This is a genomic window from Gordonia sp. SGD-V-85 (assembly GCF_001456905.1).
Lineage (GTDB): Bacteria > Actinomycetota > Actinomycetes > Mycobacteriales > Mycobacteriaceae > Gordonia > Gordonia hongkongensis.
Genome location: NZ_LNQO01000006.1, coordinates 244,158 through 266,872, shown reverse-complemented (window position 1 = coordinate 266,872; position 22,715 = coordinate 244,158). Strand labels below are relative to the sequence as shown.

Here is a 22,715-nt window from a genome sequence, read left to right as displayed (position 1 = left end):
AGGCAGGATAGGGTAACCTTACCGGTCGATGCAGGGCGGGAGGCCGGCTGTCGACCCGCGGGGGATTGTTTGATTAGGCTGCCCTAAGATTCCCTATGATCATCGGTGCTCGAGTGCATCACGACCGGAGGAACGAAGGACATGTCGCTGACAACCGAATCGCACGCCGCGCAGTTCGTCGACCTGCTCGCGCCGGCCTCGCCGCTGAGCGAGTCCGATGCCGCGCGGATCACGGCGGCCTGGGCCGGCTCCGGCGAATTCGGCGACCATGTCGTCTACGAGCGCGACCGGCGCTGGACCTTCGCGGCGGGTGTCCGCGCCCGCGTGGTGATCACACGCAGTGAGGTCATCGTCGACGATCAGGGCGACCGCACGACGACGCCCTGGCGCGGCGACCCCGCCGACGCGCTCGCCGCCGCGACCGCGTCGCTGTCGATTTCCGACTGGCGCGTCTACGGCTGGGTCGGTTTCGACTTCTGCGCCCCGTATCACGGCATCCTCGAGCGCGTTCCCGAGGACACGGTGCTGGCGCACCTCATCGTTCCCGAGTTCGAGGCGACTGTCGATGCCGACGGGGTCGACACCGGGTCGCTCGACGCCGAGCGTGCCGGTCGTCTCCTCGAGATCGCCTCGCGAGCAACCGTTCCCGGCGAGTCGCGGCCGGTGGACGTGCAGTCCGACCCGGACGACTACCGCGGCCGTGTGGCCACCGCTGTCGCCGAGATCGAAGCCGGGCGGTACCAGAAGGTGATCCTCTCGCGTGCCGTCGACATCCCGTTCGACGTCGACATCCCTGCCACCTACGCCCGCGGCCGCGCCGACAACAACCCCGCCCGGAGCTACCTGCTCTCGCTCGGTGACCTGCAGGCGGCCGGGTTCAGTCCCGAACTCGTCGTCGCGGTGCACGACGACCGGACCGTGGTCACCGAACCACTGGCCGGCACAAGGGCTTTCGGGATCTCCGCGGAGCAGGACGCGGCGGCCCGCGCCGACCTGCTCTCGGATGCCAAGGAGATCGCCGAGCACGCCATGTCGGTGCGCGCGTGCTTCGACGAGATCTCCTCGATCGCCGCTGCGGACACCACGGCCGTGAGTGAGTTCATGGAGGTTCGTGAGCGCGGGAGCGTCCAGCATCTGGCCTCGACCGTGCGCGGGACCCTCGCCGATCACGAAACGCCTTGGCGTGCAATCGAGGTGGTGTTCCCGTCGATCACCGCGTCGGGCATCCCCAAGACCCCGGCCGTGGAGGCGATCGACCGTCTCGAGCCCCGACGCCGCGGCCTGTATTCCGGCGCGATCCTCACCGCCTCGTCGACGGGCGAGCTCGAGGCGACCCTGGCCCTGCGCACCATCTTCTCGTCCGGGCAAGGCGCATGGCTGCGTGCCGGTGCCGGGATCGTCGCGCAGTCCACGCCGGAGCGCGAGTTCACCGAGACCTGCGAGAAGCTGGCCAGCGTCGCCCCGTACGTGGTCCCGCGCTGACCGACCGATACTTTCGACCGAACATCACCACCCCAGGAGCCACCACATGTCCGACCACATCACCGAAGCCCTGCGCGGCATCCTCGAAGAGGACCTCGACCTCGCGCTCGGCGACATCAGCCGCGACTCGAAGCTGATCGACGACCTCGGGCTGGACTCGGTGGCGTTCGCCATCGGCGTGGTGGCGATCGAAGAGCGTCTCGGCGTGAAGCTGTCGGAACGGGAGCTCTTCGAGTCCAAGACCGTCGGCGACCTCGAGGACCTCATCCGGTCGAAGGCCGGCACCCCGGCCTGAGAGGACCCGGACCCGACATGACTGTGGAGACCCCAGTGCAGACGTACGCCGAACTGCTCGACGCCGCGTTCGACGAGCAGGTGACGGCCTGGACGGCGCAGGCCGAGCGGGATCATCGATTCCCGCGGCCCCTGCTCGAACACCTCGGTGCCGAGGGCGTCTTCGTCCGCAAGTGGGAGGACCGCAAGGTCACCGACCTCCACGACCATTTCGCCCTCGGCGCACATCTCGGCGCGCTGGGCTCCGCGGCCATCGGAGTGGGTGTGAGCCTGCACGATTCGGCCATCGCAATCCTCCGCCGCTTCGGCCGCAACGACTATCTCAGAGACCTGGCCCAGCGCGCCCTGACCGCCGAGACCGTGCTGTGTATCGGGGCCTCTGAGGAGCAGGGCGGGTCGGATCTACAGAACTCCGAGACCCGGATCCTGCCGGAGAACGGCGGGTTCCGCGTCGTCGGGCACAAGAAGTTCGTGTCTCTCTCGCCGATCGCGGACCACGTGTTCGTGGTCTGCCGTGGCGTCGACGACGGTCCTGACGTGGGCGGCAACGTGGCGTTGGCCGCCGTCCCGATCGAGTCGGTGACGGTGGGGAAGCCGTATGCGAAACTCGGCGCCGGGCCCCTCGACACCGCGCCGGTGACCATCGACGCCTGGATTCCCGACGAGGCGCTGATCGCCCGGCCGGGGACGGGCCTGGCGATCATCAGCTGGGGACTGGCGCACGAGCGGTACTCGGTGGCCGCCCAGATCGCCGCCGCGTGCGACGTGATGATCGGCGTGACACTCGCCCGGATGGTGGAGCGTACCCAGTTCGGCAAGAAGCTCTACGACCATCAGGCGCTCCGGCTGCGCGTCGCCGATCTGCAGGCCAGGGTCGACGTCCTGCGCTATTCGCTGGCCGGTGTCGCCGCGGAGGGCAAGATCAACCTGCGCACCGCCGCGGCGCTGAAGGCCACCGCCGCCAACCTCGGGGAAGAGGTCGCGTCGGAGTGCCTGCACATCTTCGGCGGTATCGGTTACCTCGAGACCGGATCCCCCATCGGTCGCTGGTGGCGGGACATGAAACTGGCCCGCGTCGGCGGCGGCACCGACGAGGTGCTGTGGGAACTGGTCGCGGCGGCGATGAAACCCGACACCGAGCGTTATAAGGCCATGTTCGTCGACTCCGAACTCCACGGCACCGGCTCGCCGGTGTCCTGAAGCGCTCGAGCCATCGTCCCTCTCACCCAGGCGGTCATCCCATGAACAGCCCAGCCAGCCAGGCGCCGGCCGACGCGCGTGTCACCGAACTCGCGCCGCCCGACCACACCTACCTGCACATGGACAAAGACAGCGCGCCCATGCACTGGTCGATGATCCTGCAGCTCGAGAGCAACGGGGCGTTGCTCGGCCTCGACGAGGTGCGGACGCGGGTCCGGGAGCGGGCCGGGCTGTTCGAGATCTTCCGGCTGGGTATCCGCAACGGCCGCTGGCGCAAGCCCGAAATGGTGCTCGCCGACGACAGCTGGGATGCCGGCGAGCACGTGACCGAGTTCGGGTTCACCGATCGCGCCCATCTCCAGCGACGGGTGACGAAACTGCTCGAGTCGCCGCTGCCGCGTCCGCGCCCGTTCTGGGACATCACCCTGTTCACGCCGTCGGCGGGTGCCGAAGGCGTCGGACAGTGGGTCCTGCTCCGGGTGCACCACAGCATCTCCGACGGCATCGCGGGGGCGGCCTTCGCCGCTCTCCTCGCCGACGGGGAACCCGACGATCTCGCGGAGTTCGAGCGATTCGCCACAAGTCCCCGCTTCCGGATCAGCGGCATCGACCCCGAGGAACTCAAAGAGGCGAAGGCCGCCTATGGCGACCAGCACGCGGCGGGCGGTGGCAAGAAACGAGCCTGGCCCGCGCTGACGAAGTCGGGCGAGCGCGAGTACGCCCTGTTCGCCGCGTCGACCCGGACGCTGCGCAAGGCTGCCAAGGGCAACGGCGCGACCGTTCACGAGTTCCTCCTCGCCGCCATCGGCCGGGCGATCAGCCTCAACCCGCCCGCGTCCCCACAGGCCGACGTCGTCCGCGTGACACTGCCGGTGACCCTCGACGACGAGTTCCGGCACACCGGCAACGCGGTGTCCGTGGCGCTCCTCAACCTGCTCGGCAACGAGCCCGATCTGTCACGTCAGATCGGCCGTGCGCGAAGCGAACTCGAAACCATAGCGACGCGGAAGCCGGAGCTGTACCTGGCCGCCGCCGACGATCTGCCGCGCGCCCCGCTGTGGGGTCTGCAGCGCGCGATCGTGAACGCGTCGATGTCCCACATGCACCCCGACATCCACATCGGCATCAACCCCGGGTTCTCGCGGGTCCGGTCGGTGCTGGGGCGCTCGATCGTCACCCTGACACCGTTGTCGCCGCTCGCGGGTTACTCGCTGTCGGTGACGACCCTGATCCTCGGACACACCACCACGTTCGGCGTCGTCACCGACGCGCAGGCGCTACCCGGGTACGCCGAACGGTTCGTGGCCGCGCTCGACGAAGTGCTGCAGGAGGCCCTCCCGTCAACCTGACGGGGGTGCGAGCTTAGGCTTGCCTTGTAATCCGGGGTCCGAGGGCTGCAATATACAGGTGGCCGTCGGCTCGGCGGGGGCGAAGACATACACGGAGAAAGAACAACATGAGCAACGACGTCAACTACCAGGACCCGGCCGGGGCCGATTACTACTCGGGGGTCGACCACCGCGAGTCGGACACCGGTTCGTCTCGCCGGTCGGGCGGGGTCAGCGTCCCGACCGTCCTGGCGTCGGCAGGCATCGCTGCCATCATCTCCGCGATCGTCGTGACGATCGGCGTGGTGGGCATCGTGGTGAGCGAGCGCAACGACTCCGCCACCGCCGCACAGCCGACCGTCGTCAACCTCGGTGCCGCGCAGACCGCGCTGCCCCAGCAGGGCATTGCCGGCCAGCAGCCCGTCCCCGGTCAGCCCGCACCCGCCGGCGCACCGGCAGCGGCCCCGACGGAAAACGTGCCCGAAGGCGGCGGAGCGATCGGTGGACCGGTCGGTCCTCCCGGTGAAGGAGCCGCGCCGGCTCCGGGTGCGGCCCCCGCACCTGCTCCCGCGCCGGGCACCACGGCCGCCCCGCAGCAGAGCGTTGCCGCCGGCCCGACCGCGCTGACGCCCGGACAGCTCAACACCAAGGTCCGCATCGTCATGAACTCCAACGGCAGCCGCGCCGCACGCGCCGCCGAACTCGAGGGCGGTGAGCGCGCGCTCCGTCAGATCGACCTCGTCGCCCGCGCGATCACGACCTACGGCAACGTCGGGCTCAGCTACCAGATGGTCGGGCCCGTCCAGGTCAGCGGCAACACGCTGACCGCTCCGCTGCAGATCAGCGTGGTCGGCCGCGGTAGCCAGAATCGCTCGATGACGTTCGTGTGGAGCGGCAACAAGTGGAAGCTCTCCAACCGAAGCGTCTGCACCATCGCGGGATTCGTCCTGCTGCCCTGCTCGCTCTGACCGCGCGGGGTGACACGGTCCGGTCCGCCGGACGACACCGACAACCCATTGGGGGATCTTCACGTGATTTCACGACCACGCCTGGGCGCACTCGCCGCGAGTGCACTCCTGTTCGCGGGCCTGCTGGCCGGTTGCTCGAGCTCGGATGACGAATCCGCCGGTGGCACCGTCCAACTCAACCTTCCGGACGGCCGGTCGGTGACGATCCCCGACACCCCGGAGCGGATCGTGACCCTGGGTGACCAATGGACCGACGTCGTTCTGTCCTTCGGTGAGACGCCGGTGGGGTACTACGATTACTCGAAGTCGGCGACCGGCGAGATGCAGCCGTGGTACGGCGAGAAGCTGGCCGACGCGACGTTCGTCGATCCCACCAAGGGCGACGACGCGACGACCATCGCCAAGCTGAACCCGGACCTGATCTTCGCACCCGGCTTCGCCTCGGACAGCCCGGAGTTCCAGCAGATCTCGAAGCTGGCCCCGACGGTCAATGCCATCAGCGACCAGGAGATCGATCCCTGGCAGGACATGGTCACGGTGATGGGCACCGTGCTGCACGACCCGGAGAAGGCGAAGTCGATCATCGACGACACCAACGCGAAGATCGCGGCGGTGGCGCAGGAGTACCCGGATCTGAAGGGTAAGACCTACGCCTTCGCGTTCATGTACGGCAACGACCAGCTGTCGGTGCTCGGCGACGAGAACGACGGCGCCGGAAAGCTGTTCACCTCGCTCGGGATGAAGATGGCTCCCAAGCTGGTCGCCGAGTACCAGCGGACCGGCCAGCCGCGCTTCGGGCTGAGCACCGAGAACATCCCGATGCTCGACGCCGACGTACTCGTCGTGGCCACGGCCACCCCCGAGCAGGCGGAGACCCTGAAGTCGCTGCCCGGGTACAAGAACCTGAAGGCGGTCAAGGACAACGCCGTCACGTTCATGACCCAGTCGCAGATCACCGGTCTCAACGCGCCGACGCCGAACTCGATCCCGTACGTCCTCGACCTGCTGAAGCCGTCGTTCGCCGCGGCGTCCAACTGAGCTCGGTCTGAAACGAACTCGCCCTCCGCGGAATGTGGAGGGCGAGTTGGTTTTCGGGGTCGCCGGACCCTTCGTGGCTCGTCGCTATCGCTCCTCGCACCTCAGGGAGCAGGGGGTTGCTCGTCGCTATCGCTCCTCAGTATCCGCGGCCTGGCGGCCGTCGTGGACTACGAAAGAACCCGTTGTGTTGGAGCGAGCCCAATCACTGCTCCCTGAGGAGGCCGGAGCTTGCGGAGGCCGTCACGAAGGGTCCTGGTGAGTCGGGTTGCGAAGACCCTTCGTGACGCGCCCTCCGCAAGCTCCGGGCGCTCCTCAGGGAGCGGGGGGTTGGCCGCGCCTTCCGCAAGCTCCGGGCGCTCCTCAGGGAGCAGGGGGTGCCCGTCGCCATGGGCTCCTCAGGGAGCGGGGGCCCACCGCTGGTTGAGCAGGCGACGAGCGCAGTGAGGAGCCGTGTCGAAGCCACTTCGCAACAACGACAACGGCCCGAGCCGCACGTGGCGGATCGGGCCGTGAGCCGGCTAGCGGGTTACGGCGCGACGATGTCGTCGTCGTCCGAGGCGCCGAAACTTGTGAACGCGGTGTGCCTGGGCAGGCGGTAGGCCTCGCGGCCCAGCACGGTGTTCAGGATGCGTGCGTTGCGGACCGCGCCGATGTCGAGGTTCGGGGCCGAGACGCCGTGCGCGTGCTCCTCGGCATTGGCGACGAAGATCCGGTTGGTCAGGGCGTCGTCGGTCTCGATCTCGTGGTTGGCGCCGATGACCAGGCGTCCGCGCGAATCCCGGTGCAGCGCAGACTCGATCGGGGCCAGGAAGTCCGCCCTGCGGGCCTGGTAGCCGGTACTGGCGATGACCATGTCGGTGGTGTGGGCCAGCTCGGAGCCGGTGTCGAGGTGACGGCCGCGGACCCGGAGCTTGCCGTCGGCGAGGGTGTCGATGCCTTCGACCTCGACCGAGATCCGCAGCTGCACCGGGTTGAGCTTGTCCTGCAACTGGCGCCGGTACAGCAGGTCGTGCAGGCGCTCCAGGGTGTCGGTGGAGATGCCCTTGTGGAACTGCCAGTGCTGCGGGCGAACCCGATCCCGTGCGGCCTCGGGAAGGCTGTGGAAGTAGTCCATGTAGGCCGGCGTGGTCATCTCCAGCGAGAGCTTCGTGAAGTCCAGCGGCGCGAACCATGGTGTGCGCGTCCACCATCGGACCGCGGGGCCGCCGCGTAGGTTGGATTCCAGCAGATCGATGACGATCTCGGCACCCGACTGGCCGGAGCCGATGACGGTGACGGTGTCGGCGGCGAGCGCCTTCTCCTGGTTGAACAGGTAGTCGGAGCTGTGGACCACCGCGGGCGAGTCCGACGAGAGTGCCTGCGGGACGAACGGTTCGGTGCCGATGCCGACCACCACGTGTCGTGCGATGACCGTCGAGGAGGTGGTGCCGGTGTGCATGGTCACCCGGAACGCGTCGGCCTCGGCGTCCCAGGCCACCTCGTCGACGGTGGTGCCCCATCGGAGCGAGTCGAGCCGGGACACGCACCAGAGCAGGTAGGCCTCGTACTCGATGCGGGTCGGGAAAAAGTTCTCGCGTACCAGGAACCGGTACATGCGATCGATGTCGGCCATGTAGTTCAGGAACGACAGCGGATGGGTCGGGTCGACGAGCGTCACCAGGTCCGACAGGAAGCTCACCTGGAGGGTGGCGTCGTCGAACATCAGGCCCGGATGCCACCGGAACTCGTCTCGCGAGTCGACGACCAGGAGGTTCACGTCGTCGAGCGTCGAGGCGAGCGCGGCGAGGCCCAGATTGAATGGGCCGCAACCGATCGCGAGTACGTCTACATTCTCGACAGTGGTCTTCTCTTCTGGGGTCATTCGGACACTCTCACCATTTCTTCACTGTGGACTTCCGCGCCGGGTGCGGCGGTGCCTTCCGACTCCACCTCGAGCGCGACGCGCAACAGTTCGTCGAACAGCTCGTCGATGTCGCTCTCCGAGGTTTCCGGGTTGAGGAGGGTCAGCTTCAGGCAGGTCTGGGGCTCTTCCTCACCGGGCACCCGGACCTGGGTACGGCCGATGAGTGCCTTGCCGTCGGCGATCAACCGACGCCGCAGTTCGCCGTTGACCGCGTCGAGATCGGTGCACCGATACCGGAACACGACGGTGGTCAGCGTGACCGGCGCGATGAGCTCGAGCTGCAGTTCGGTGGCGATTCGCTGTTCGGCGTACACCGCGAGGTCGTTGCACTTGTCGAGCATGTCACCCAGAGTGCGGCGTCCGTAGGCGAGCAGGGTCGCCGCGACCTTGAGGACGTCGGGCCGTCGCGTCGTCTGCAGCGTCTGACCCAGGAGGCCGCTGTACCCGGCCTCCACGTCGTCGTCGGGGTTGAGGTAGGCCACCGAACGGTTCAGGGACACGAAGCGATCGGCGTCGGACAGCAGCATGAGGCTCGCGGCCGCCGGCTGCCAACCGACCTTGTGCAGGTCGAGGGTGACCGAGTCGGCGCGTTCGACGCCGGTGAGCAGACCGGCGAGGCGGTCGGAGAACAGCGAGCCGAAACCGTAGGCGGCGTCGACGTGCATCCAGATCTCGTGCCGCTCGGCGATGTCGGCGATCTCCCCGAGCGGGTCGATGGTACCGAAGTCGGTGGTACCCGCGGTGGCGACGATCGCCAGCGGTGTCGCCGCGCCGGCCTCGCGGATGGTCGCTTCCAGCGCCTCCGGGATCATCCGGTGATGCGAGTCGACCTCGACCGGGATGACCGCGGTCTCGCCCAGTCCCAGTGCCGCACAGGCGCGGTGAACCGAGAAGTGCGCCACGCGCGAGCAGAAGACGACCGGGCGGTGCAACGCGCCGACGCCGTCGTGCCGCACGTCGATGCCCCGCCGGGCAGCGGTGTGGTCGCGAGCGATCATGAGCGCCAGCAGATTCGAGATCGATCCACCGGGACTGAAGACACCGCCGGCATGTTCGCCGAACCCGGCCATACGAGCCAGCGACTGTACGGTCCAGGTCTCGAGCGCCAGTGTGGCCGGGCCGGAATCGTAGGTGTCGAGTGAGGCATTGGTGGCCGAGGCCAGGGCGTCGGCGGCGACCGCGACCGACAGCGGCGCGGGTTGCAGATGCGCCGCCGCCATCGGATGGGTGAGGTCCAGTCCGAACTCGGCCACCAGGCGGGCGAGCCGGGTCAGCGCCTGGGACTCCCCGATCCCGTTCTCCGGGACTCCGTGCGGGCCGAGTAGTGCCGTCACCCCGCCGAGCACCGCGACGGGGTCACCGCTCGGCAGCGGGGCGCCGTGGTGGTCGTCGCCGACCGCGGCCGCGACCTCCGCCAAGCCGCGCCCGACGTCGGCCCAGCCATCGCCGGGACGGGCGAATCGCGAGGCACCCCATACGGACTGGCGGTCTTCGGACACTGAGTTCCCCCCTGTTGACTCTGGCGCGCGGTGGCGCGGTGGCAGGCCGGTCATCCGGCGCTGCCCTTCTGTGGTGCGCTCTCGGCGAGGGTTTCGACGAGTGCGGAGACGTTCTGGTGCAACGACGTCGGAATCAGGTCGACGAGTGCGGTGAGTACTGCGGTGGCGCGGTCGGCCACCGCGTCGGGGACGATCCCCGGCTGGTGGTCGACCTCGACGTGGGTGCTCTCGTCGTCGGCCTCGAAGGCGATCGAGAGCGGGTAGTTGGCGATCCCGTTGAACACCGACCGGCAGGTGACCGGGGCGTCGGCGGGTTGTGGGATCCCGCGCAGCGGCGCGGGCCGGACCGACGCCATGATCTCGATGACGGGAAAACGGCCGCCCTGCTGCCGCAACGCGGTCAGGATCGGCCCGAAATCGGTGCCGGAGTGTTCCATCGATCGGTAGATGGCCGCACCCGCATCCCGCAGAGCCTGCTCGACCGTGGCGTCGGGGTCGATGCGGAACCGCATCGGGATGATGTTGCCGCAGTATCCGACGTTCTGGGGTGACTGCGTCCGACGACGGTTGTCGGCCGGCACCACCAGGACGTGGTCGGCGGCGCCGGTCAGGGCATACGCCGCCAGCGAACACACGCCGATCAGCAACGCGTTCGGGGTGGCGCCGACGGTCTGCGCGACCCGGCCGAAAGCGGCCAGCGAGTCGGCCGCAACCGGGGCGGCGACCTTGATGCCGTCCCGGTCGTCCATCGGCGAGAGCCAGCTGTCGGCGGCACTTTCGGTGGGCAACTCGCCGCTGAGCGGATAGCGGACGTCGTCGGCGGCCCAGGTCGTGAGCGCGTGGCGCACCGCGTCCTCGGCGGCTGCCGAGGCGGCCGCGGAATTTGGTGAGACCGGGCGGGAGTCGGCGTTGACGTCGCCGGGCCACGAACCTGACACCAGGGTGCCCAGCAGCAGCGGCCATGAGGTGTCGTCGACGGCGAGATGGTGCACGACGAGGATCATGGTGACGTCGCCGTCCGAGCCCGAGACCCGAAGCCGGAGTGGCACATCCGACGTCAGATCGAATGGCGTGCGGGTCAGCGCGGTCGCGATCGCGTCGGCATCGTCGACGGGTCCGGTTGCCTCCGCGTCCGGCAGGCCCCAGGTCCACACCGTGCCCGATGCGTCCCACGATCCCGCGTGCGAAACGGCGCGGCGACGCGGCGTGCCCGCGTTGTCGACCTCGACCACCGATTTCAGGACCCCGAAGCGCTCGACGAGTAGTTCGGCGGAGTCGACGACCGATCGGAGCGTTCGCGTACCGCCGAACTGCAGGACGAGTCCGATGTTGTGCGACACCGATTCCGGATCCAGTTCGTAGATCCGCCACATCCGCCGTTCGGCGGTGCCGAACTCGCCGAACGGCACGGAGGCCCTTGGTTCGTCAGCTGCGGCCGTGCGGGCGGGTTCGCCGGTCTGCGCGATTCGACGACGCAACAGCGTCAGTCGCGCTTCGGTCAACGCGGGCATGGCTCCCTCTCGGTCGATGTGGCGGTGGACGTCGTCGACGCTGCTGCGGTCTTGCCACGCAACACATCCCAATCGCGGACGACCTCGATCAGCTCGCCCGCCGCCCACCGCGGCGCCTGGTCCTGGAAGTGATCGGAACGGGGATCACCGCTCACGCCCAGCGGGACGATCCAACGGCTCGCCCCGCGGTCGGCGAGGTCCCACACGTAGCGTGCGGCGGCACCCGTGATGCACAGGTGGGTGCCGACCGCCGCGGCGTTGGCGAAGACGCACTCGGCGTCCCCCGCCAGGGGCAGGGGAGTCGGACGAAGGGTGGCGAACAGATCCGGGTGCTGCGGCGACGCGCCGACCAGGTCGAATCCGTGGATCGGTGCCAGGCGATGGACGCTGCCCCACGTGGGCGTCGAACCGAAGGTCCCGATCCGGGCCACCACGGCATCGAGGGCGGCGACCGCCACGGCCTCGATGTCGATGCCGATCCCCGCCGTGTTGGCGACGACGGAGGTCAGCGCGGTCGCGAGACGGGGCTCGGGCACGAACCACGGCTGGAACACCGCCGGGAATCCGTGCGGCCCGCGCAGCGGCGCGAGCACGTCGGTACTCGCGACCCCGAGAACCAACTGGGTACGGAACTCGGCATAGAGATACGCGTCGGTGCTGTCGGCGATCATCGACCGGTCCCACGCCACCAGGCGCTCCCGGATGCCTTCGGCCTCGGCGTCGGCGCCGCGTACACGTGACAGCAACTCCTGGACGACGGTCGCCTGCTCGAGCCGGACATCGGTGTGGATGTCGGCGCAATCCGCCGGACTCACCGAACCGAGATCGTCGAGTCGCGCGGTGATCCGGTCGGCCCGGAACGGTTCGACGCACTCACTCGTGAGCGGCTGCAACGCAGGCACATCGGACATCCGCTGGTTGGCGGTGACGGTGAAGGCGGGACCCTTCGAGACGCCCTCCGCAAGCTCCGGGCTCCTCAGGGAGCGGGGGGTGGCCTCCGCGAGCTCCGGATTCCTCAGGGAGCGGAGGGTCGCGTCGAAGTCGGGCTCACCGAGCGAACCCGCCTCGTATCCGCGCCACTGGTAGCGCTCGTCCCAGCCCGGGACCGGCAACCAGTAGTTCTCGGGCGCGCGGACCGGCACCCGGCCGGCCACGTGGGTGGCGACGGTGCCGTCGGTGTGGGCGATGACCGCGCGGTTGACCGGCTCGACCCACTTCGTCAGGGCTGCTTCGACATCGGCGACGGTGCGCACGAAGAGCAGGTCGATCGGCGCGTCGAAGGTGACCTCTTCGGTGAGCAGCGGGGACCGGATGCTCATCGCGAACGACTCGTCGGGGCCGCCGAAGACGACGGCACCGTTCGGGGTGGTGACGAGCTGCACGGCAACGGGTTCGGCATCCCGGACGAGGATCGTCTCGGTGCTCACCCCGGCCGGCACCCGCCCGCCGCCCGGTACCTCGACCAGGAGCGTGCCGGCCTCGTCGCGCGTCAATCGCTCGAGGTACAGATCCTGATAGTCGCCCATGGCATTCGTGATGCCCCAAGCGATGTCGTCGCCCTGACAGAAGTGCGGGACTCCCGGGACGCCGGCAAAGGCGAACCCGGCCATGTCGAATGCTTCGTGCGGACCTGTCGAGGCGAGGTGGAACTGCTGATAGATGCCCGGCAGTTCGAGGAATCGATGCGGGTCGCCGGCGACGATGGGTGCACCGGTCGAGCTCCGCTCGGCGGACACACCCCAGGCGTTGCTGCCCGACATCGGATCGCCGAGGTCCACCGCCGGGGCGGGTTGCTCGGGCGACGCCGGGCGGGTGATCGCGAGGATCTCCTCCAGGAACGCCTCATCGGGCATCGCGGGCACCGTGGGGTCGGTCTCCCGCGTCTCGAAGTCCCAGAACCGAAGCGCATCCAGACCGAGCGTGCGGCAGGCGTGCAGGCGGAAGAGTTTCGTGGTGAACCGCCCGAAGAGCACGTGGTGCATGATGAACACCGAGATCGGCGTCCACGGCCGCCACGGCAGCGGGCGATGCGCCAACGCCTCGAGTTCCGGTGCAGCAGAGCACTTCTCGAGGTCGCCGAGGCTGCTGTTCACGCCGTCGGCGTAGGCGGTGACGAGCTCGCGGGTCCGGGTGGACGATGCGTCGAAGATGCGTTTCGCCGCCACGTCGAGCTGGGCGCGGCGGGCGAAGGTGTCCCATTCGACGCAGCCGGCCCCGAAGACCTCGGCGGTACGTCCCTCGGCGCGCAGCCGCATGAACTCGATCTGCCAGCGCCGGTCCTCGCCGCATGCCCGGCCCTGTCCGTACAGTGCGCCGCGCGGCGTCGAGGCGAGGACGTGCGGGATGCCGTGGCCATCACGCAGGATCTCCGCGTCGTCGGGTGCGTGGGTGCGGGTGGTGGTCATCTCCCTCACCGGTCCCTCGGCGGCGCAATCGGATTGACGAGCCGGTGACCCGCGTCGATCAGCGATGCGTAGGAGTCCTCGATGTCGACCATGCGCTTGTTGTTGCGCAGTTGCAGCCCGTTCATGTGCACCGCCCCGAACTCCGGTGCGAACAGATCCCAGCGAGCGAACCTGTCTTCCAGATCGGGGTGGGCCGCGACGAACTCACGCAGGCTCTCGGCCACCAGCGACCAGAACTCGTCGTCGCCGACGATGCCGTGCGTGTGCAGGATCTCGGCGAGTGGACGCAGGAAGTCGTCGAAGACGTCCGACAGCACACCCAGGTTGCGGATCTCGTCCGGTTCGGTGGTCCGGACGCGGGCGCAACTCTCCGGGAGTCCGTCCGCCTCGCCGAACACCGATACCTCCTCGCCGATGTCCTTGAGGATCGCTCGCACCGGGATGCCCTCGGCGAGAACGAGGATGAGGTTCTCCCCGTGTGGCGAGAACTTCAGCTCGTATCGGTAGAGCAGGTAGGCGATGGGATGTAGATAGGTGCGCAGGTAGCGACGGATCCACTCGGTCGCGGGGACACCCGAACGTTCGATGAACGCGCCGACCAGTGGCTCACCCAAATGATCGACATGGAGTAGCGCGGCCATGGTCGACAGTTGCTCGTCGGCGGCTGCCAGCGGCACCGGGCTCTGTCGCCACAGCGCGGACAGGATCTTGCGGTACTCCGACCCCGGCTGCGTGATCGGCGTGAACGTCGGACTGCGGTAACCGATCGCCGCGACCTCGAAGATCATCTCGAAGCCGATCGCGGCGAGGTACTGGTCGTCGGCGACGAGTCCACGGACCCAGTTGTTGATCAGCGGCGTCGTCCGCATGTAGTCGGCCGACATCCCGCGTGTGAAACCCATGTTCACGATCGACAGTGCGACCTTGACGTAGTTGCGGGTCGGGGTGGTCGCGTTGAACACCGTGCGGATCGACTGCTGTGCCTGATAGAGGTCGGGGCTCGTGCCGACCTCGACGATGCGCTGGTCGGCGATGTCGGCGGAGTAGAGCTTGCGTACCTTCTCGACCCACTGCCAGGGATGCACCGGGAGGTACCGGTAATCGGCCGGGTCACAACCGACTTCGCGCACTGCGTCCCCGAAGTCGGACAGCGTCTCGGCTCCGAGTTCGTCGAGGAGCAGCGCGTCGTAGTCGACGTCGCTGACGGTGGCGACGTCGCAGTCCTCGCGACGGACGGCGAGCCAGACGAGTCGGAAGTGGTTGCCCACCTCGGGGGCGTAGCGCTCGATGTCGTCCGCGCTGAAACCCAGACGGCCGGCGTTGGCGACGATGCACGGGTGCCCCTCCGTCATCGTCGCCTCGATGGTCTGGAAGTCGGCGTGAGCGAGATCCGTTGCTGGGATGCGTCGTTCGTCCGGACGGTCGGCGCTGATCGCCAGGGTGTTGATGAACTCCTCGAGGTACTCCGGCAGCGCCTGGGGACCGATCCCCAGGAACGGTGCCAGGTCGACGATCATCGCCACCGCGTCGATCGGGAGTTCGGCGCCGTCGCGCACACGACGCAGCGTCGACTCGTCGATCGCCCAGCTGTCCAGGGCGAGTCGGTCGGCGCGGAAGTGGTAGTCGGTGCGGCCGTCGGCGGAGGAGACGACGTACCCGTCGCCACTCGCCACCGGGGCGAGTGCCCGCTCGTGGGAGAACTCGGCGAGGATCTTCTTCGCGATCCTGGTGTGATACGTCTGGCGATGGCTTCGCGCACCCGACCCCCCGGCCGTGCGCGTCGCGAATCCCGGAATGGTCCCGATGTCCTGGAGAGTCAACGATCTACGCCCCCAGGTCCGTGACCTCGACGGGTCCGACGCACTTGCCGTTGTCGGTCACCTCGAGGAAGTCGGCTCGGGTGCAATAGCTCAGGTGCGCGGTCTTGTTCCCGACGGGGTAGTCGCCGTCGACGCGGAAGCCGACACTCGCGTTGAGGCGGTGCACGGCCTTGTTGCGGACGTCGGGCTCGACGACGACGCGCGCGGCGCCGACCTCCAGGATCGCGGTCCGCATGATGTGCAGCATCACCGCGCCGGTGAAGCCCGGCAGGGACTGTTCGGCGTGGGCGACCAGCAGGTGCATGCCGATGTCACCGTCGGCGGGTACGTAACCGCTCGCGGGGTCGGCGAGTTCGCTGGTGGCCGGGTCGTAGAGCTCGAACAGGAACTGCGGGCGCCCGTCGTGGTAGCCCAGGCGCATTCCGTAGGGCGTGCCGGCGGTGGCCTCGGCCGACTCGCGAATCATCTTCTCCACGTCTGCAACCGAGCTGTCGAGCATGTCCCAGTACTTGGCCTTGGGATGGGTGAGCCATCCGTGGACCGTCGCGGCGTGCGATACGTCGTCGAGGTCGACCGAGGTCAGGTCGTAGGTCGGGGCGGAGGAAATGGTCATGATGCCTTTGCTCTGGGAGGTGGTCTGTTGGGGTGCCGGAGAAGGTGCCGGATGCGGTCAGCCGCGCGCGATCTCGGCCTCCACCTGTTCGTCGGTGAGTTGCAGGACGTCGAGGAAGGTCTGTGCCACGAACTCAGCGCGTTCCCCGCCGAGTTCGGTGAGTCGTCCGGCGAGCCCCGCGATCGTCCGCCGGGAGAAGATGTCGGCGACCGAGAGGTCGGGTGCGTCGAGCCATTGGCGCGTCAGTGCGACCACGCGGGTGGCCTGGACGGAATCGCCGCCGAGGGAGATGAAGTCCTCGGTGACGCTCGCGGGCGGTGTCGGCAGGACCTCCCCGAAGATCAGGGTGAGGGCCTCTTCGACCGGGCCGCGCGGCGCGACCGACTCGACGTCGTCGTCGTCGTCGGACCGGACGCCGGCGGCGATGGCCTTGCGGTCATGCTTGCCGTTCGGAGTCAGCGGGAACCGGTCCAGGACCGTGATGGACCGCGGGACCATGTGCCGTGGAAGGGCTTCCGACAACCGGGCGCGCAGGGCGGCGTCGTCCTCGGTCGATCCGTCGGTGAGTACCACCGCGGCACGCAGGTCGCGACCGTCGGACCAGGCGACGGCCGAGCCCACCCCGGCCAGACCCAGCAACCCGGCCTCGACCTCACCGAGTTCGACGCGGTACCCGCGGATCTTCACCATGTGATCGGCGCGGCCCAGGAAGTCGAGGAAGCCACCCGGGAGGTAACGCGCGAGATCGCCGGTGCGGTACCAACGCTGTCCCTCGTGCCCGACGAAACGATCGGCGGTGCGCTCGGGGTCGCCGCGGTAACCGTCGGCCACGCCGGCTCCGCCGATCCACAGTTCACCCGGCACGAGGTCGGGGCGGTCGCGGCCGGCGTCGTCGACGACCCGGCAGCGGACGCCGCGGAGCGGAATCCCGTACGGCACGAACGCCATTCCGGCCGGGACGGCATCCGCTTCGCAGATGGTGGAATGGATCGCCGTCTCGGTGGTCCCGCCGAGGCCGGCCACGCGACAATCGGGCAGCTGTGCGCCGACGCGCTCGAGCAGCGACACGTCGACCTTGTCGCCGCCCATGATGATCATCCGTAGCGACGCGGGCAGGGGGTTGAGATCGAGGAGCATGCCGAGGATCGACGGCACGCAGTTGAGCACGCTCACCGAGTGCTGGGTGAGCAGCCGCGCCCAGTCGTCGACCCTGGTCTGCTCGTCGTCGCCGGGCACGACGACGGCGCCGCCGACGGCGAGCAGGCCGAAGATGTCGAAGACCGAGAGGTCGAACTCCAGCGAGGACACCTGCAGGCTACGATCGTCGGCTCCGATCGCATACCGGTCGACGAGGTCGGTGATCGTGGCGACCGCGGCCCGGTGCGGAACCTGGACGCCCTTGGGCAATCCGGTGGAGCCCGAGGTGAACAGGACGTAGGCGAGGGCGTCGCCGCCGATCGCGACCGGGTCGACCGGATCGGTGCGTCGGGCGTCGTTCACCTCGAGCACGGTGGCTTCGGCAGAGGTCCAGGCGGCGGGTTCGGAGGTGAGAATTGCGGCCGGGGTGGCGACGTCGACGATGCGCTCGCGGCGCGCCCGGGGCTGGGTGGGGGCGATCGGGACGTAGGCCGCGCCGGCGGCGAGCACTCCGAGTGCGGCGACGACCTGGTCGCCGCCCTTGGGGAGGTGCACGACGACCGTGTCACCCGGTGTGACCCCGGCTGCGACCAGGGCTCCGGCGACTCGGCGGGCCTCGTCGGCCAATTCGGCGTGGGTCCAGATGCGTGCGTCGGACACGACTGCCGGTGCCCCGGCACGCTCGGCGGCGCGGGCGAAGAAGGTTCCGTGCAGGGTGCCGTCGAAGGTGTCGGTGGCCGGGAGCGGACTCTCCACCGAAAGACGCTGTGCTCGAACCTCGGCCGTGATCGGAGCCGGCGCGGGCACATCCCACTCACCGTCGACGAGGAGCCCGAGCAGACGGACATAGTGGTCGAACATCGAACGTGCGGTGGTGAGTTCGAGGTCGGAGGCACGGACGTCCCAGTTGAGGAGCAGTCCGCCGGCCACCTCGGTCACCTGTGCGTCGAGCAGTACCTGAGGGCCCTGCGAGACGATCCACGACGGATCACCCAGCACGTCGGTTGCCTGTTGCGAGAAGAGGTCTCCCAGTCCCAGCGCGCTGGTGAACACGATCGGCGAGACCACCGGTTCGCCGCGGTGGCGACTCAGTTCGCGAAGCACGTCCAGTCCGTTCATCGAACCGTGCGCGGCGGCCTCGTGCATCGATGCCCGCATCGATCGCGCACGTTCGGCGAGCGTCGCCGGCTCGCTCAGGTCGACGCCCACGAGGATCGACGACGTGAAGTCGCCCACCACCCGCTCGACGTCCGGATGGACCTGTGGACGATCGAACAACGGTACCGTGAGCAGGAATCGCGGTGTGGCCGAATGTGTTCCGACGGCTTCGGCGAAGACTGCGGCCACCGCGGCCGCGGGGGTGACGCCGCGCCGGTGCGCGTGCTCCTCGAGTCGCTTCCAGTCCGACGCGGACACCGAATGGTGGAGGCGGACGCTGTGCGGTTCGACATCGCCGCGCATCGCACGTTCGTCGAGCGGGAGTTCGGGCGGGCCGGGGAGTGTGGGAATCCTTTCGCGCCACCAGGTCACGTCGTCGTCGCGGATCTCCCGCGACGTGCGATCCGCGGTGATCGTCGCGAAGGTGACGCCGAGTTCCGGCAGGGACTCGCCGCGGTACAGGCGAGCGAAGTCGTCGACGAGGACGCGGTAGCTCATCGCGTCGGCGGCGATCATGTCGACGTCGAGATGGACACGGGTCGAGTTCCCCGGCAGCAGACTCAGTTCGGCGCGGATCACCGCTCCCTCGTCGACCGGCAGGGCGCGGTGGGTGCCGTCCGCGCGGCGGGCCGCCAGGACCTGCTCGACCGTCTCCGGTGAGTGTTCCCGAAGGTCGTGCACCGCAATGGCTTCGGGGTGTGCCGGGCCGATCTCCTGGGTGCCGTCGGGAAGTACTCGGACGCGCAGCATCGGGTGGCGTTCCAGCAGCGCGGCCATCGCCGAGGTGAAGCGGTCGCGGTCGACGTCGGAACCGTCGAACTCGATGTAGAGGTGAGCGGCGACATTGCCGAACGCGTGGCTGTCCGACCTGCCGATCCAGTAGGCGTGCTGCATCGGAGCGAGGGGGAACGGTCCTTCGGTCGGTTCCGATGACGAAGGTGCGAGGTCGTCGGTGGTCGGCGCGGGCGTGCCGCCCAGCAACGCCGCCCACGCGGTGATGGTCGGTTGCGCGGCGAGGCGGGCGAAGTCGACGTCGAGGCCGCGTTTGCGCCAGGTGCCGGCCAGTCGCATCATCCGCAGCGAGTCGAGTCCCTGTGCGATGAGGTCCTGCTCGGGGTCGATCGACTCGGGGGTCACGCCGAGCGCCGTGGCCACCTGGTCGCGGATGTCCGAAGTCGCGGCGGCGGCCGCGCCGGCACCGGCCGGGTTCGCGTCGCTCGGCCGACCGGCCGAGGAGCGCAGAAGTGCCGCCCAGGCCGTGACCGTGGGTTGTGCGGCGAGGCGGGCGAAGTCGACGTCGAGGCCGCGTTTGCGCCAGGTGCCGGCCAGTCGCATCATCCGCAGCGAGTCGAGTCCCTGGGCGATGAGGTCCTGCTCCGGGTCTATCGACTCGGGCGTCAGGCCGAGGGCCTCGGACACCTCGGCGACGATGTCGGCCGCGGTGACAAGATCCGTGGTCTGGGAATTCGTGGCCATCAGCCGGCGTGCCTCTCGCAGTTCGGTGAGATGTTTACTCAGTCCGGGGAACCCGCATTTAGGGTAGGTTATACTAACTAACCGCTCCGCCCAATCTCTGGGCAATGTCGGCGAGGGCCCCGCGGGCCGACGCGAATTAGGTTAGCCTAAGTTTCACGTATTGGTCTCATCGGATGACGCGGATCACGTAGTCGCGATGATCGACTCGGGGTCTTGTGTCCGAGAAAGATTAGGCTACCCTACCCAAATGGTGCGAGCAGTTGTGTTCGCCGAGACCAGCGGTCGGGGACGACCCGCGGTATGACCACTCGGTCGCTCACACGACCGGAAGACGATCAGACGACCGACGCCAGGTGCTGGCGAGAACGGGAAACGAGAATGTCGCAGAACAGCGTGATCCTGGAGGAAGCGGGCTCGACCAATGCGTTGGCGGCCACCGTTCGTGAGGCGATGCTGGCGGGGGATACGAGTCTGTCCGTCCTGGACTCCGACACCGGCGAGTGGGTGACGGCGCCGTGGCGCGAGGTCCATGCCCGCGCGGAGCAGATCGCGGTCCAGTTGCTGGCTGACAGCGAACTGCACGAGCCGCAGGCGCTCGGCCTCATCGGGGACCCCACGGTGGACCTGATCGCCGCCATCCAGGGCGCGTGGCTCGCCGGTGTTCCGGTCACCATCCTGCCGGGCCCCATCCGGGGGGCCGACGAGGAGCGATGGGCGCAGAACACCTACCACCGGTACGTGTCGATCGGCGTCGGCACCGTCCTCGGCAGCGGAGCCCAGCTCGACCTGCTGTCGAAGGTCGAGGGACGGCTGCACATCGCGCGAGTGGGCGAGTACGGCCTCGGCGCCGACACCACCGACTTCGTCGCCCGTAACGTCAACGGCAACACCATCGCCGTCCTCCAGGGAACCGCCGGATCGACCGGAGACCCCAAGACCGTCGCCCTGACGGCCTCGGCCGTCTACTCGAACGCCATCGAACTGGTCAGCCGGCTCGGCCTCCACCGCACCCGCGACACCGGGTTCAGCTGGCTGCCGCTCTACCACGACATGGGTCTGATGTTCCTGCTCGCCGGGATGACCACCGGCATCCCCGCCTACATCGTGCCGAACACCGCCTTCGCGGCGGCGCCCTTCAAGTGGATGCAGTGGCTCACCGAGACCAAGACGACCGTCACCGCGGCGCCGAACTTCGCCTACGACATCCTCGGCCGCTACGGCAAACTGCTGCGCGACATCGACCTCTCACACCTGCGCGTCGCGATCAGCGGCGGTGAGCCGATCGACGCCGATGCCTTCGACAAGTTCCTCGAGGCGACCGCGCCGTTCGGATTCGATCGTTCCGCCGCGGCACCCGCCTACGGTATGGCCGAATCCGCCTGCGCGGTGACGATGCCCGCGGTCGGCGAGGGGGTGCACTACGACGAGGTCACCGTGACCCCGCCCGGCGGTGGCGAGCCCATTCGCCGCCGGTACGCGATCCTCGGTAAGCCGCTGGGCGGCATGCAGGTTCGCATCGTCGAGCCGAATGTCGACGTCCCGGTCATCGACGGGCGCAACGTCGGACACGTGGAGATCCGCGGCGCGTCGATGATGCGCGGCTACCTGGGCGACGCCGATCTCGGTGCGGGCGAATGGTTCTCGACCGGCGACCTCGGTTACCTGATCGACGATCGGCTGGTGATCTGCGGCCGGGCCAAGGAGGTCATCATCGTCGCGGGCCGCAACCTGTTCCCGATCGAGATCGAGCGCGCGGCCGCCGAAGTCGCCGGTGTGCGTCGCGGCGGCGTCGTCGCCATGGCGCGGGGGGAGGGTTCGGCCCGGCCGGGCCTGGTGATCCTCGCCGAGTACAAGGGGTCCGATCCCGACCAGGCGCGTGCAGAGGTCAACTCCGAGGTCGCGTCGGCGTGCGGGATCATGCCCGCCGAGGTCATCTTCGTCGCGCCGGACTCGGTGCCGCGCACCACATCCGGCAAGATCCGTCGCCTCGAGACCCGTCAGATGGTCGAGAACGGCACCTTCCAGTAGGTCCGGTTTTCCGTGGTGCGTCGTGTCATGCCGACGGTCACGAGAATGACAGTGTCTCCCCGGCCCGGACCCCGGGCCGGGGAGGCACTGTAGAGAGGTTCAGACATGAGCGAGGTATCCACGAAGGGGCGCGGCTGGCAGGGCGCCGTCATGAAGATCCTTGGCGGTGACGACTTCACCTTCACCCTCACCGGCAAAGAGGCGGTGACGGATCACTATCTGCGACTGCGTTTCCACGGTGGCGGGCTCCTCACCGGTTCCGCGATCCACCCGACCATGTGGGTGCGCCTCTGGTTCGCCGACGGTGGCAAGCTGCATCAGCGCGGTTACACGCTCGTCGATCCCGACCCGGCGACGGACACCTTCGACATCGAGTTCGCGATCCACGACGGCACCGCCGCCCGATGGGCTCAGGACGCACATGTGGGTGACGCCATCGGCGCGACCCTGATGGGCTCGAAGTTCGCGATCCCCGACCCCGCGCCGGCGGGATGGCTCGTCGCCGGTGACACCGCCTCGCTACCGGCGATCAACTCGCTGCTGGACTCGCTCGGCGACTCCGGGGCGGGTGCGACGATCTGGTTCGAGTATCAGCACGAGAGCGACAGGTCGCTGCCGCTGCGCGCCCGCGCGCAGGACACGGTGCACTGGCTTCCGCGTGAGCGCGACGGCGCGGCCCTCGTCGACGCGGTCCGATCCGCCGCCTTCGACGCCGCCGACCACTTCGGTTGGGTTGCACTCGATTCCACGAGCACCCGCACGGTCGCCGGATTGTTCAGGAACGATTATGGGATTCCCAAGAAGTCGGTGAAGTCGCAGGCCTACTGGATCGTCGGGAAGTCGTTCGCCTGACGG

15 protein-coding genes are annotated in these 22,715 nt (G+C 68.7%); 8 read left to right on the top strand and 7 right to left on the bottom strand.

All coding sequences use genetic code 11. The annotated features are described in order from the left end of the window. Window positions 1–141: 141 nt before the first annotated feature. From AS181_RS09720 to AS181_RS09695, 6 genes are all read left to right on the top strand, one after another. Window positions 142–1,482 carry a salicylate synthase gene (locus AS181_RS09720; protein WP_058251433.1) on the top strand — a complete coding sequence of 447 codons (1,341 nt, stop codon included), beginning with the start codon at window positions 142–144 and terminating at the stop codon, window positions 1,480–1,482. 46 nt (window positions 1,483–1,528) lie between these two features. Beyond that, window positions 1,529–1,777 carry an acyl carrier protein gene (locus AS181_RS09715; protein ID WP_058251371.1) on the top strand — a complete coding sequence of 83 codons (249 nt, stop codon included), beginning with the start codon at window positions 1,529–1,531 and terminating at the stop codon, window positions 1,775–1,777. A 17-nt stretch (window positions 1,778–1,794) separates the two neighbouring features. Continuing rightward, complete coding sequence (locus AS181_RS09710) at window positions 1,795–2,976, top strand: acyl-CoA dehydrogenase family protein (RefSeq protein WP_058251370.1); 1,182 nt, start codon at window positions 1,795–1,797, stop codon at window positions 2,974–2,976. Window positions 2,977–3,017: 41 nt separating this feature from the next. Continuing rightward, window positions 3,018–4,325 (top strand): wax ester/triacylglycerol synthase domain-containing protein, encoded by a 1,308-nt coding sequence (locus AS181_RS09705; protein ID WP_058251369.1) that lies wholly within the window; start codon window positions 3,018–3,020, stop codon window positions 4,323–4,325. A gap of 107 nt (window positions 4,326–4,432) precedes the next feature. Next, a complete protein-coding gene (locus AS181_RS09700; protein ID WP_058251368.1) occupies window positions 4,433–5,272 on the top strand; it encodes a hypothetical protein in 840 nt (279 codons plus the stop codon). 63 nt (window positions 5,273–5,335) lie between these two features. Then, window positions 5,336–6,310 (top strand): ABC transporter substrate-binding protein, encoded by a 975-nt coding sequence (locus AS181_RS09695; RefSeq protein ID WP_058251432.1) that lies wholly within the window; start codon window positions 5,336–5,338, stop codon window positions 6,308–6,310. 526 nt (window positions 6,311–6,836) lie between these two features. Here the strand turns inward: AS181_RS09695 and AS181_RS09690 are convergent. Genes AS181_RS09690 through AS181_RS09660 form a run of 7 tightly spaced genes read right to left on the bottom strand, consistent with a single transcriptional unit; the run spans window position 6,837 to window position 19,832 of the window. Next, window positions 6,837–8,171, bottom strand: coding sequence for a lysine N(6)-hydroxylase/L-ornithine N(5)-oxygenase family protein (locus AS181_RS09690; RefSeq protein WP_058251367.1), 1,335 nt, complete (start codon window positions 8,169–8,171; stop codon window positions 6,837–6,839). Then, a complete protein-coding gene (locus AS181_RS09685) occupies window positions 8,168–9,712 on the bottom strand; it encodes a pyridoxal phosphate-dependent decarboxylase family protein (RefSeq protein ID WP_058251366.1) in 1,545 nt (514 codons plus the stop codon). The genes AS181_RS09690 and AS181_RS09685 overlap by 4 nt, the downstream gene beginning before the upstream one ends. A gap of 50 nt (window positions 9,713–9,762) precedes the next feature. Next, complete coding sequence (locus AS181_RS09680) at window positions 9,763–11,223, bottom strand: condensation domain-containing protein (RefSeq protein WP_058251365.1); 1,461 nt, start codon at window positions 11,221–11,223, stop codon at window positions 9,763–9,765. Continuing rightward, entirely contained in the window at window positions 11,211–13,628 is a 2,418-nt protein-coding gene (locus tag AS181_RS09675; RefSeq protein ID WP_058251364.1) for a penicillin acylase family protein, read from the bottom strand. The genes AS181_RS09680 and AS181_RS09675 overlap by 13 nt, the downstream gene beginning before the upstream one ends. A gap of 5 nt (window positions 13,629–13,633) precedes the next feature. Beyond that, entirely contained in the window at window positions 13,634–15,448 is a 1,815-nt protein-coding gene (locus tag AS181_RS09670; protein ID WP_058251363.1) for an IucA/IucC family protein, read from the bottom strand. A 4-nt stretch (window positions 15,449–15,452) separates the two neighbouring features. Further along, window positions 15,453–16,061: a GNAT family N-acetyltransferase gene (locus AS181_RS09665; protein ID WP_058251362.1), complete on the bottom strand. Its 609-nt coding sequence runs from the start codon at window positions 16,059–16,061 to the stop codon at window positions 15,453–15,455. Between the two features lie 57 nt (window positions 16,062–16,118). After that, window positions 16,119–19,832 carry a non-ribosomal peptide synthetase gene (locus AS181_RS09660; RefSeq protein ID WP_058251361.1) on the bottom strand — a complete coding sequence of 1,238 codons (3,714 nt, stop codon included), beginning with the start codon at window positions 19,830–19,832 and terminating at the stop codon, window positions 16,119–16,121. A 378-nt stretch (window positions 19,833–20,210) separates the two neighbouring features. On the opposite strand from AS181_RS09660, the gene mbtM reads away from it, so the two are divergent. Together mbtM and AS181_RS09650 are read left to right on the top strand one after the other, a co-directional pair. After that, complete coding sequence (gene mbtM / locus AS181_RS09655; protein ID WP_058251360.1) at window positions 20,211–21,860, top strand: long-chain-fatty acid--ACP ligase MbtM; 1,650 nt, start codon at window positions 20,211–20,213, stop codon at window positions 21,858–21,860. 105 nt (window positions 21,861–21,965) lie between these two features. Continuing rightward, window positions 21,966–22,712 (top strand): siderophore-interacting protein, encoded by a 747-nt coding sequence (locus AS181_RS09650; RefSeq protein WP_058251359.1) that lies wholly within the window; start codon window positions 21,966–21,968, stop codon window positions 22,710–22,712. Window positions 22,713–22,715: the final 3 nt, after the last annotated feature.